At 51.0% G+C, this 12,355-nt stretch carries 9 protein-coding genes; 7 read left to right on the plus strand and 2 right to left on the minus strand.

The annotated features are described in order from the left end of the window. Nucleotides 1-275 precede the first annotated feature (275 nt). From ACFSUS_RS21125 to ACFSUS_RS21150, 6 genes are all read left to right on the plus strand, one after another. Entirely contained in the window at nt 276-2,711 is a 2,436-nt protein-coding gene (locus tag ACFSUS_RS21125) for an outer membrane beta-barrel protein (RefSeq protein ID WP_381525738.1), read from the plus strand. Nucleotides 2,712-2,762: 51 nt separating this feature from the next. Next, the gene (locus ACFSUS_RS21130) at nt 2,763-4,193 is read left to right on the plus strand and encodes a S41 family peptidase (protein ID WP_381525739.1); all 1,431 of its coding nucleotides are present in this window, start codon (nt 2,763-2,765) and stop codon (nt 4,191-4,193) included. Between the two features lie 40 nt (nt 4,194-4,233). Beyond that, on the plus strand, nt 4,234-4,983 hold the full coding sequence (locus ACFSUS_RS21135; RefSeq protein WP_381525740.1) for a head GIN domain-containing protein: 750 nt from the start codon (nt 4,234-4,236) through the stop codon (nt 4,981-4,983). 113 nt (nt 4,984-5,096) lie between these two features. Then, a complete protein-coding gene (locus ACFSUS_RS21140) occupies nt 5,097-6,473 on the plus strand; it encodes a Gfo/Idh/MocA family protein (RefSeq protein ID WP_381525741.1) in 1,377 nt (458 codons plus the stop codon). 100 nt (nt 6,474-6,573) lie between these two features. Next, entirely contained in the window at nt 6,574-7,797 is a 1,224-nt protein-coding gene (locus tag ACFSUS_RS21145; protein WP_381525742.1) for a sugar MFS transporter, read from the plus strand. Nucleotides 7,798-7,809: 12 nt separating this feature from the next. Further along, nucleotides 7,810-8,877: a mevalonate kinase family protein gene (locus ACFSUS_RS21150; protein WP_381525743.1), complete on the plus strand. Its 1,068-nt coding sequence runs from the start codon at nt 7,810-7,812 to the stop codon at nt 8,875-8,877. A 32-nt stretch (nt 8,878-8,909) separates the two neighbouring features. On the opposite strand, the gene ACFSUS_RS21155 is transcribed toward ACFSUS_RS21150, so the two are convergent. Continuing rightward, entirely contained in the window at nt 8,910-10,127 is a 1,218-nt protein-coding gene (locus ACFSUS_RS21155; RefSeq protein ID WP_381525744.1) for an ABC transporter permease, read from the minus strand. A gap of 111 nt (nt 10,128-10,238) precedes the next feature. Continuing rightward, on the minus strand, nt 10,239-10,619 hold the full coding sequence (gene rbfA, locus ACFSUS_RS21160; RefSeq protein WP_381525745.1) for a 30S ribosome-binding factor RbfA: 381 nt from the start codon (nt 10,617-10,619) through the stop codon (nt 10,239-10,241). A 282-nt stretch (nt 10,620-10,901) separates the two neighbouring features. Here rbfA and ACFSUS_RS21165 point away from each other — a divergent pair, with 282 nt between their 5' ends. Next, complete coding sequence (locus tag ACFSUS_RS21165) at nt 10,902-12,326, plus strand: hypothetical protein (RefSeq protein ID WP_381525746.1); 1,425 nt, start codon at nt 10,902-10,904, stop codon at nt 12,324-12,326. Nucleotides 12,327-12,355 lie beyond the last annotated feature (29 nt).

Genomic DNA, 12,355 nt, shown 5'->3' on the forward strand with positions numbered 1-12,355 from the left:
TATGGTACGGCCGTTGCGCATAGTCTCCAGACTATGTGCAGGCGTTATCCGGTCTATGACCGGTCTGCCGGAGCAGTCTATGCCGTTATATAAATTGAATACAGTAAGACAACATTCGCCCAACTGAACTCGCTGCTCATTACCGAACAAAAAGTGTTCGAAATTGAACACTTCCCAAAAATCACTCCGAAATAACACTTTGATCTTCAGCAGCTTATTCCACTGGCATAGCAATTGATTTTATACTAAGCAGCCACAGTTTAAAATCAACCGCTGTGAAAACACTATACATCTTCATCCTGCTCAGTTTCGCGATAGGCAACGGATTCGCCCAAACCAACGCCATAACGGGCAACGTACGAGAAGCAAACCAGCGCCCGGTGGAATATGCTACCGTATTGGTTTTGGCCGCGAAGGATTCAGCGATGGTAAAGGGTGGTTTAACCGACACAACCGGCTCGTTCACTGTCAACGGCTTGTCGGCGGGTACGTATCTCATTCGTGTAACAGCTATGGGGTTTGCTCAATACACCAGCCAGCCGCTGACCCTTACCGATGCTCAACCAGTTATCAACGCAGGCAACATTCCACTGATTTCTATGGCGAAGACGCTAACCGAAGTAATCGTGAAAGGAGAACGACCGGTAGTTGAGCGCAGCATGGGAAAGATGACTCTGAACGTAACAAACCCGTTCTTTAAAACGGCGACCAACGCCCTGGACGTTCTGAAACGAGCCCCCGGACTAATTGTTAGTCAGGACGGAGCCATCTCCATCAAAGGCCACTATGCGCCGGTTGTGTACATCGATGGAAAACAGCAACCGATCAGCAGTGATGAACTGAATGGCCTTCAGGCATCGGACATTGAGCAGGTCGAAGTGATTAGCAATGCATCAGCCCAGTTTGATGGCGAAACGCGGGCCGTCATTAACATCAAACTTAGGCGAGACAAGGCCTTAGGCTGGAAAGGCAGCGTCTACGGTAGCTACGTGCAGAACCAACGCTATAATGGCGGAGAAGTGGGTGGTAGCGCGACCTACAAAGCGAAGAAGTGGAGTTATTATGGCCGCCTGGGCTACGTGCAGAACACTAGTTTTTTAACGGGCCTAACCCGGCGCGTTGTTTCGTCAAACGAGTTGCAGACGATGTTCATGGGTGATGAACTTTTATCATGGAATTCCAAACCACTGTCTTACCAGCTTTCGACGGACTTTACGCCGAACAAAAATCAGCAGATCAGCCTGTTTGTAAAAGGCAGTACGGCTCATCGGGAAGACATCCTCATCAACAATGCTGATCGCATCGATTACAACACAACTGGCGCTGAACTGACCCATACGCAACTCAACACGAAGAGCATTGACAACGCCAGAACCAGCAACATCGCCCTGGATCTTAGTTACAAGGGCACATTGAATCAGCGTGGCGATCAGCTGTCGGCTTTCCTCGATTACGCCTATTACAATACCGCCAAAACGCAGAACTTTCGCAATGATTTTCTGGATCGGGAAGGGCAGGCTATCCGGGTACCGATGGTCATGCTCGGCCAGTTTCCCTCGGCCACGACTATTCGCTCGTTCCGGGCTGATTATGTCCACCCGTTCGGTAAAGTTGGTAAGCTCGAAATGGGGGTCAAGCTGAGCTGGACGGGTACCAACAATGAGCTGCGTTATGATACGTTGCAATTTGCCAACTCGACAACCGGCCGGGGTTACGTTTATGATCCTTCGCGTAGTAACCGCTTTCTGTACGACGAAAAGATACTGGCAGGCTACGCACAGATGAGTCGGGAGTTTAATAAGACGCAGGTAGAAGCTGGATTGCGGCTGGAAAACACGAACTCACAAGGCAATTCGGTCACGCTAAACAACGTAGTGAACCGCCAGTACGTCCGCTGGTTGCCAAGTTTAAAAGTTCAGCAGAAGCTGGGCGAACGTGACGTGCTTTCGGCCAGCTTTTCGCGGAAGATGCAACGACCGAGCTTTTACGATCTTAATCCGTTCACGCTCTACCTCGATCCCTACGCTTATACCGAAGGCAACCCGTTTCTGCTGCCGGTAACCCTGAACACAACCGACCTCACCTATCAGCACCGCACCATCACGGTCAGCCTGAACTACATTCTCAATAAAGATGTGTTCGTACAGCTTCCGTTTCAGAACGACCAAACCAAAGTGATTCGCTACACCCGCGTCAATCTCGATAAGCAGCAATCGGTATGGCTCGACATTTCAGCCACACAGTCGCCAACGAAGTGGTGGAAAATGCAGCATTACGCGTCGGTTGGTCGCAAGCAAACTGTATCGGCTTACTCCCCAGGGGCAACAATCAATACACAGGCCTGGAATTATTACGTCAATGGCACTCATAACTTCTCGTTGCCGGGAGGTTATAACCTGGAACTGAGCTATTATTATTCCGGCCCTACCCAAGATTATATTTATACGCTCAAGTCTAATGGAGCGGTATCGGTTGGTCTACAAAAATCGGTACTGGCCGGAAAGGGTAATCTGCAACTGAATTTGAACGATATATTCAATACGTATCGTGAATATTTTGTCAGTCAATATGAAAATTTAGATGTCTCGACCTTACAAAAACGGAACAGTCGTCAGGCAACCCTCCGCTTTACTTATACATTCGGCAAATCGACTTTTAACCGCAAAAGCCAGGCGTCGGGCAGCGCCGAAGAAGAAAGCCGGGCGCGTTAACAATCAACTTCCACCAAGCTAATTACCAGATCGACAACCCTGTTTTACGCCATGAGCAATCGACAAACTATTACCCTTTTCCTGTTACTGACCACCGGCACCCTTTGGGCGCAGACGAACTACCCATCTACCCTGACGGATGCCCAGAAAATTGCCGGTTTATCGAAGTTCTGGTCGGAGGCCAGTTACAACTTTGCGTATTTCGACAAGGCCAGAATCAATTGGGATAGCGCTTATCAAGCCTATGTTCCGCAGGTGCTCACTACCAAAAACGATTACGATTATTACCGGACGCTCGAACGGTTTTGCGCCTTATTAAAAGATGGACACACGAATGTCAACGCGCCCTGGTCGTTGTTGAAATACTCTACTTACGTACCATTTCGGTGGACGATTATTGACAAAAAGCCCTACGTAAGCCGGGTGCTGAAAGGCCTTTCGGACGCGGTGCCGGTTGGCTCCGAGTTAATAACCGTTAACGGTCAGCCGGTCCGGGAATACCTCGAAAGCCAGGTATTTCCGTATATCTCAGCGTCGACCGAACACCAGAAATGGAACAACGCCATGTTTGGCTTCTGGAGTGCCAATCGAGACACAACAGCCATTATCCCGATGACCTTTCGCGCCCCCAATGGTCAGGTCATTACGTACAAATCGAGGTTGTTCTCGCAACGGGAACGCGATGGGTCGCAATGGCTGCAAGGGAATGGTTCAGTGCCACCCGCCGTCAAGCTATCAACTCTGACCATACTACCCGGCGACATAGCCCATGTTGAACTCACCAGTTTTGGTAACGATAAAATCATTGACGAATTCAAAGCGATGGTACCACAACTACGGACCGCGAAGGGCGTCATTCTCGATATTCGGCAAAACGGGGGTGGCAATTCGGGCACTGGCGCTGAAATCCTGAAGTATTTTACCGAGGAAAAACGCCTGGTCGGCTCACGTTGGCGCACCCGCGAACATCGGGCGGCATTTAAGGCTTGGGGAAGCTGGCAGGCCAAAGAACCGTATGATTCGGTAAAGGCAAAAAAAGACGATTGGTACCGACGTAGCTACCAGACTTTCAAGGGTGATTTCTGGTACACGGGCGATACCATGACGTTCGCTAATGACATCACCGAGCCAAAATTGCTTATGCCAGTCGTCGTGCTGGCGGGTAACTACACAGCTTCTGCTGCGGAAGATTTGCTGATCATGATTCGCCAGTTAAAGAGTCGTCAGATACCGATTCTTGGCGAACCATCCATGGGTACCACTGGGCAGCCGCTACCGTTCGACTTACCCGGCGGTGGTACGGCCCGCATCTGCACCAAGCGCGATACGTACGCCGACGGGCGCGATTTTGTGGGTATCGGCGTCCTGCCCGATGTAGAAATAAAGCCGACCGTAGCCGATTTAATTAGTGGCAAAGATATTGTTTTGGAAAAAGCCGTAGCTTACCTGCAACCTAAGTCCATAGCTAAGTCTAAGAAATAAGTTAACCATTCCCCGTTCATATTACGTCAATTACTAATCCATGAAAACGTTTAAATCTCTCATCGTCGCCTTTTGTATTACCTTATTAAGCCAGTTAACAATGGCCCAATCTGGCACGGCACAATTAGTAAAACGACCCCACCAGGTTGGTACGTATGATAAACTAAATGTTCGCTTTGCCTTGCAGATACGTATCACCGAAGGCGATGCGGACGCGGTGGAAGTTGAAGCCGAGCCTGAAATGCAAGACCGGGTGCAGGTTGGCGTCAAGAATGGCGAGCTCACCGTTGAGATTCCGGAAGACAGAATGCTGTACAACGAGACTAAATCCCGGAAAGGCGGCACCAATCGCAATTCAAAGCCTGTGATGGTAACGATTCATGTTGCCAGGCTCAGCCAGATTAAAGCAGCAGTAGCCTGCACGATTGAATCGAGCCTACCTATTAAATCTGACCAGTTAGCGATAACCCTTAAAAGAGCCTCTAGCCTGACAGCGCCCATAGCCGTGCAAACATTGACGATCAATGCCGATGAAGCCTCGAAACTAAATCTGGAAGGCACCGCTCAAAAAGCAACCATCGTTTGCCAACAAGCCAGCCGACTCAACGCCGACAAATTGACTATTGGCAGTGCCAATATCAAGCTACAAGGGTCTAGCAATGCCACGGTTCACGTAACAGAAACGTTATCGGCTTCGGCCGATGGTGTCAGCACACTTACGTACTCAGGAAATCCTAAGGTTGAGTCGGAGGTAACGACAGGCCTATCAAAGATTCGGCGGGCGGATTAAGCCAGACGGGTACAGGCTTGCACAATCGCGAATGTCGGAGGTATCGCATATGATTTTTGAAAGGAAACGTCGTACTTTGAGAAGCCAACGACTTTCAAAAGCCACGTATCGCCATGCAGACGACTACTCGACGCCAGTTTATTCGCTCGGCCGCCCTCACGGGTACGGCAGCTTCTGTTTTTCCGACCATCCTGACCGAAGCCAACCAAAGCCTGGCCAAATCGGCCGATCCGAAGGTGCGGTTGGCCTTCATTGGCGTCGGAGCGCGGGGCCGAAGCCACGTCCAGCAAGCCCTCTACCGCGACGACGTCGAGATCACGGCCATTTGCGATCCGTCGGCGGAAGCCGTCAGCCGCACTAATACCCTGATTGAAAAGGCCGGGCGAAAAGCGCCGGTATCTTACGGCAACGGTGACGAGGCTTTCCGCGAAATGCTCAAGCGCGACGACATCGACGGCGTCGTGATTGCCACACCCTGGGAGTGGCACGTACCCATGGCCGTAGCCACTATGCAGGCGGGTAAGTACGCGGGCGTTGAGGTATCGGCTACCGTTACGCTCAAAGAGTCGTGGGATCTGGTCGACGCCTTCGAGAAAACCGGTTCGCCCTGCATGATTCTGGAGAACGTCTGCTACCGTCGCGATGTGCTGGCCGTGCTGAATATGATTCGGAAAGGCATGTTCGGCGAAATGACCTACGCGCACTGCGGCTATCAGCACGACCTGCGAGGCATTAAATTCAACGACGGCAAATCGATTGCGGGGGTCGGTGCCGAATTTGGCGCTAAAGGCTACTCCGAAGCCCACTGGCGCACCCAGCACTCGGTCGATCGCAATGGCGACTTGTACCCAACGCACGGCCTGGGTCCTGTAGCCCACTGGTTCGACATCAACCGGGGCAATCGATTTACGCACCTGACCAGCACCGCCACCAAAAGTCGGGGGCTGCACAAATACGTAGTCGACAAAGGTGGCCCAAACCATCCTAATGCGCAGGTTAACTTCAAGCTCGGCGACGTCGTGACGACCGTTATCCAGTGCGCCAACGGCGAAAATATCGTTATCATTCACGATACCAACTCACCCCGCCCCTACTCGCTTGGTTTCCGGGCGCAGGGTACCAACGGGATCTGGATGGACGATAACGACATGATTTACCTGGAGGGTGTAAGCCCCAGCCCCCATTCCTGGGAGCCCTTTGCCCAGTACCAGGAGAGATATGACCACCCACTATGGCAACGTCACGCGCAAACTGCCGAAAATGCCGGACACGGCGGCATTGACTTCTTTGTGCTACGTGCCTTTATCGAATCGGTCAAAACCAAGACGCCCCCGCCGATTGACGTCTATGATGCGGCCGTTTGGAGCGCCATTAGTCCACTCTCAGAAGAGAGCATTGCCAAAGGCAGCAAGCCTGTTGAAATCCCTGATTTCACCCGAGGAAAGTGGAAGACGAACAAACCGATTTTTGGCTTAACCGACAATTTTTAGACCGTAGTTTCGATGATAAACCAAGTTTTATTTTTTATTTGTAAAAAAATTTAAAATATACCCGGTAAGCTGTTTTGCTTTTGTTAACTAACTACACTGAATGACTCCAACCGCGACCCAAACGCCACCGAAAAATTATACTGGCCCGCTGCTTATTATTGGCGCCCTTTTCTTTGTTTTTGGCTTCGTTACCTGGACGAACAGTGTGTTGATGGCCTTCTTCAAACAAGCGTTCAACCTAAGTACAGTCGCTTCTAGTTTAGTAGCTTCCGCTTTTTTTATCTCCTACACGCTCATGGCCATCCCTTCGTCGGCGCTACTGAAACGTACCGGGTTCAAAAATGGCATGTCACTGGGGTTACTCACCATGGCCGTAGGCACGCTGGTTTTTGTGCCAGCCGCCCGTGCGTTTTCGTACCCGCTGTTCCTGGTAGGTCTTTTTTTGATTGGGGTTGGCCTTACGGTTTTGCAGACGGCTTCAAATCCATACGCCACCATCCTCGGTCCGCGCGAGAGTGCCGCCCAGCGAATCAGCTTCATGGGCATTGCCAACAAGTTGGCTGGTATTATTAGTCAGCGGGTATTTGGGGGTCTGTTATTGACTGGCACCAGCGTGGCTATAGGTGCTGAAAGCCTGGAAAAAGTAGTGAGTCCGTACCTGGTTTTGACTGCCGTACTAATTGTACTGGCCGGTTTAATTCGGCTGTCGAACTTACCTGAAGTTTCCGAAGAACAGGACGATGCACCCGCCGACGCGACTTCACATACCAGCGTCTGGCAATTTCCGAATTTGGTGTTGGGCGTACTGGCTTTGTTCTGCTACGTCGGTGCGGAGGTAATCTCGGGCGATACGATCATTAACTACGGTAAGGCCATTGGCTTTGGCAATGACGAAGCCAAGTACTTTACCGAATATACGCTTTACGGCCTGCTGGCGGGCTATTTACTCGGCATTGTGGCCATCCCGCGCTGGATTTCGCAACAGAACGCCCTCCGCTTTGGTATGATTCTAGCCCTGATTTTAACAACGGGTGCGCTACTTACCGATGGATTCACCTCCGTATTGTGCATTGCGTTACTTGGGTTTGCCATTGCTCCCGCCTGGCCTGCGATCTGGCCTCTGGCCCTCAACCGGCTCGGGAAGTTTACCAAGATCGGCTCCGCGCTGCTCATCATGGCCATTGCGGGAGGAGCCTTACTTCCTCCATTACACGGCTACCTATTTGACCACTTAAGCCCTAAAACGGCCTATGCACTGTTGCTGCCGCTATTTGGGTTTATCCTGTATTACGCCACAGTCGGCTACAAGAAGACGAGTTGGTAGTCTTTATAAACAATGACTGCGTCTACCCCCGGTCGTATCTGCCTTTTCGGCGAGCATCAGGATTATCTGGGTTTGCCGGTTATAGCCGCGGCCATTTCCCGACGAATCGACCTGAACGCCCGACAGGTCGCCAGCCCCGGGTTTCGTTTAAATTTGCCCGACATTCACAGTTTCATCGACATTCCATTTGATGGTCGACCGCTACCTTACCCGCAGGACCGCGACTACTTTCGGTCGGCGGTAAACGTCTTGCTGCGGGAAGGCTATACATTTTCAAAGGGCATTCAAGGCGAAGTGCACGGCAACATTCCGATCAACTCGGGCACGTCGAGTTCGTCGGCGCTCCTTGTCACGTGGCTCAACGTACTAACGCAACTGGCCGATGAGCCTCGTCAGCTGACTCCCGAACGGTTGGCTGAACTAGCCTACATGGCCGAGGTGCTGGAGTTTGGCGAACCTGGCGGCATGATGGATCATTACGCTACCGCCGTCGGCCACGTAATTTACCTCGCTTCAACCCCGACGATACAATTGCTTGAGCTGACTCCTCAATTAGGTTCGTTTGTACTGGGCGACTCGCTCGAACCAAAGGACACGCTTGGTATTTTGAAGCGGGTGAAATTTGGTATGCTCGACATTCTGGCGCGGCTTCAGGACATCAATCCTATGTTCTCGTTGCATCATTCTTCAATTACGGAGGCCACGGAGTTTAAAGATATTCTTACCAAAGACGAGTACATCCTCCTCAAAGGGAATCTGGCCAATCGCGACATTCTTGCTCAGGCGATGGCTGTGCTGCAGGCCCCGGTCCTCGATCATACTCAGTTTGGGCAGCTCCTCACCGATCACCAGGCTAACCTACGCGACGCCCAACGAATAAGCACCCCTAAAATTGACCGAATGCTCGATGCTGCTTTGAACGCCGGAGCGTTGGGCGGCAAAATTAACGGCTCGGGTGGAGGTGGTTGCATGTTCGTTTATGCCCCTGATAAACCAGAAGCTGTAGCCGAAGCCATCGAACGAGTTGGCGGAAAAGCATACGTAATCTCGGTAGACAAAGGTACAGTCAGTACGCAGTAAGATCAGATTGCCCTCTTGGCTATATAACGTATTTACCTCGTTGTCCCAATTTTAGCCGCTCGCTGCGCCGGGAACCAGGAGGTTAATATGGTGATCAAGACGACCAGTACAACCGTGAGCACGATATCGCTGGTGTCAAGGCGAACGGGATAAGCATCAATGATCGAGCTTTCGGTGCCGAGTCGAATGAATCCGTACTGTTCCTGCGCCAGACAGATGAGCACGCCCAGGATTAAGCCTGTGACAGCACCTGTCAACGCAATAATTGCCCCTTCGGTGAGGTAGATGCGACGTACTAAACCCGATGTAGCGCCCAGCGCAAACATGATTTTAATGTCTTCCTTTTTCTCAACCACCAGCATCGACAGCGAGAAGAAAATATTGATCGAGGCTACCAGGATGATGAATCCAAGCGTGACAGCTACCAGTAATTTCTCGATGCGGATGGTTCGATACAGGTCCGTATTGAGGTCGTCGCGGCTCTGCACAGTCAGCTTATCGCCCACCACCTGCTGCAAGGCTGCTTTAGCCTGGTTCTCGTTCGTTCCCGGTCGCAACTGTATTTCCAGACTCGTCACTTCATTGGGTGCATAGCCAAACAGGGTTCGAGCCGTAGCCAGCGGGGCCAGCACAAAATTGTCGTATTTGGATTCGATAAAAAAGACGCCTGCTACCGTCATTCGCTCCCGGTTGAAAGCGTCTGGATTGAGGATGTTGAATGACTGCCCACTTTGCGGATACAAAATCTCCAAAGGGGTTAAAATGTCAATCAGCGAAATACTCAGGTCATTTCGAACGCCTTCTGCCACCACGGCATAATTGACATTGTTACGACGTAGTAACAACTTACCCTCCAGCAGGGCCGAATCGAGCTGCTGGCGCTGAAGATAGCTATCGTCTACCCCCTTTAGTCGAACCACCGTTTGGGCGTTGTCGTAGAGCGCCAGCGCATTATCCTGCGCCACGGCCGTTACTAAGCTCACGTCTGACGTCTGGCGCAGGCGAGTAAGCAATTCGGGCGAAGCCAAAAACCGCTTCCCTTGCTTGGGAAAGACCGTCATATCGGCTTCAAACGTCTTAAATATTTGCCGGTTCAACTCCTCCATGCCGTTGAAAACTGACAGCACAACAACCAGCGCCATGGTGCCAACACCGACGCCCAGCATAGACAAGATGGACAACCAGCTAATGAAACTGCGCTTCTTTTTCGAGAAAAAATACCGGCGGGCAATCCAATTCGGGAGATTCATTTCTAAAGAGTGAAAGAGTGAATGAGCGAAAGAGTGATCAGCGTCATTAATTCTTTCGCTCATTCACTCCGCTTCGGCGCGGGGCGGCCCGTGCCGTCCGATTTCATTTCTTCACCCCTCGTCTTCGTCTTCCTCCGGTGCGGGGGGAATCTCCAGACCGGCGAACAGTTTATCCATTTTGTCGGCGTATTCGGCCGTGTCGTCCATGAAAAAGCTTAGCTCGGGCACGATCCGGAGTTGATGGCGCACCCGGTCGCCGAGGTGCTGCCGGATGGTTTTACCCTTCTCCCGAATGCTATCCAATAGTACTTCTTTGTTTTTGGTAGCCAGAAAACTAAGGTAAACACGGGCCACGCTCAGATCGGGGGAGACGCGCACACTGGTGACGGTGATGAAGGCGCCATTGAACAAATGAGGCACGTCACGCTGAAAAATTTCACTCAGATCTTTCTGCAACTGCCGGGCTACTTTCTGCTGTCGTTTCGATTCCATAAGGGTGTACGTAGGTAATAAGTTGAACGGTAGAATGGTCGAATAGTTTATGTTCCTTCGAACGGTCCAACGATTGGTTGCAAACCATTCCGTTGACTCCTTACACCAATTACCTCTCCGCAAATATCCGTAGGTTTTTCCGTTCTGCCGAAATTGACTGTAATTTCGCAAAGTAGTCAAGCCAGTTGATGAGCGAACGAGTGAGCCAGTTGAAGAGATATCTTAAGTGGCCAACTTATTGACTGGTCTGGGCACGACCTGACTAATTGACTAATTACTGCTTTGTTACGTTTCTTTCGTTCGTATTATCCTTATCAATACGTCAGCCTGTTAGGATTACTCTTACTCGTTAGGCTGCCCTTGCTGCTGCATCCATTTCCGCTTCTGATTCCGGAGTTAAACTGGATGCTAGTTGGCGAGCAGATGAGTCAGGGCCATCTGCTCTACCGCGACATTTGGGACAGCATCAGTCCGCTGTCGGCGCTGGCATATTGGGGTTTGGACACGGTCTTTGGCCGGTCGCCATTAGCCCTGCACGGGGCCGCAACCGCCGTGTCGGTTTTCCAGATTGTGTATTTCAATTACGTCACCAACAACCGTGACGTGTATCCCGACCGATCGTTTTGGCCGGGGCTGATTTACATGCTCTTTTTGCACTTGTCGTTTGATTGCCTCACCCTTTCGCCGGTCTTGATGTCGACGAGCTTTCTGTTGTTGGCCTTCGGGACACTCATTAAACAGATGGATCGGCGCGGAGCGACCGACGAAGTGTTTGAAGTAGGCTTTTACATCGGTATTGCGGCCCTGTTTTATCTTCCGTCGGCCTTGTTTATACTCTGGGCATCGCTGTCGTTACTTTTCTTCACCGGCACTACCTTTCGTCAGCACTCATTAACGTTGTTCGGCTTCATTTTTCCGATTGCGGCCACCCTTCTGTTGTACTACCTCTGGGACGGTCTCGACGATTTCAATCGGAATCTGCTGGCCTCTGTCTTTCGGGTCAGGCAATATTCGCTGTCTGATTTCCAGTCTTTGTTTGCATCATTATTGATTCCATTAGGTCTGGGCGTGCTGGGCTTTTTGAGCCTATTTAACACCACAAGCCGCTACGTTAATTTTCAGCAACGTGTGCAGCAAATTATGATGATCTGGTTTGTGACAGCCTTTATAACCATCGCTCTGATGCCGTTTCTGGCCCCGATGTTGTTCTTAAGCTTTGTGCCGCCCATGGCTTATTTTGCGTTTTATTATTTCGAGAACGTTCGTAAACCCTGGATGGCGGAGCTCGGTTTTTCGGTAGCGTTTGGCTTAATGCTTCTGTTATTTTACCAGGGCGCTTTAGGCTTGATTCCGGGGGCCGAGTTGGGTCGGTTGAGTAGCCTGCAAGTAAAGGACTCTCCCCTACCAGCTGACATTCGAGATCAACATGTGCTGATCATTGGCGAAGACCTGAGCGCCTACCGCCAAAACCGGCCTGCCACCCCTTACCTCAATTGGGATTTGGCTAAATACGACCTGAAGAACCTCGACAACTACGAAGCGGTTATCAACGTATTCGACCATTTTCGGCAGGACCCGCCCGATTATATCGTTGATCGGGAAAACGTAGTGGAAAAGTTATTTCAACGGGCGCCAGCGCTGGCTAGCCAGTACGAAAAAACGGCTACCTCAGGCGTGTACAAACGAAAAATGAGTGCTAAGTTGTGAACGGATATATTCACGACTATTAAACGATT

Origin of the sequence: Spirosoma soli, assembly GCF_042684525.1 — a bacterium.
Classification (GTDB): domain Bacteria; phylum Bacteroidota; class Bacteroidia; order Cytophagales; family Spirosomataceae; genus Spirosoma; species Spirosoma soli.

Bases quoted from the DNA above. Each gene is read 5' to 3' on its own strand.
- ACFSUS_RS21150 (WP_381525743.1), top strand. From the start codon at position 7,810: ATGACTGCGTCTACCCCCGGTCGTATCTGCCTTTTCGGCGAGCATCAG.
- rbfA (WP_381525745.1), bottom strand. From the start codon at position 10,619: ATGGAATCGAAACGACAGCAGAAAGTAGCCCGGCAGTTGCAGAAAGAT.
- ACFSUS_RS21140 (WP_381525741.1), top strand. From the start codon at position 5,097: ATGCAGACGACTACTCGACGCCAGTTTATTCGCTCGGCCGCCCTCACG.
- ACFSUS_RS21135 (WP_381525740.1), top strand. From the start codon at position 4,234: ATGAAAACGTTTAAATCTCTCATCGTCGCCTTTTGTATTACCTTATTA.
- ACFSUS_RS21145 (WP_381525742.1), top strand. From the start codon at position 6,574: ATGACTCCAACCGCGACCCAAACGCCACCGAAAAATTATACTGGCCCG.
- ACFSUS_RS21130 (WP_381525739.1), top strand. From the start codon at position 2,763: ATGAGCAATCGACAAACTATTACCCTTTTCCTGTTACTGACCACCGGC.
- ACFSUS_RS21155 (WP_381525744.1), bottom strand. From the start codon at position 10,127: ATGAATCTCCCGAATTGGATTGCCCGCCGGTATTTTTTCTCGAAAAAG.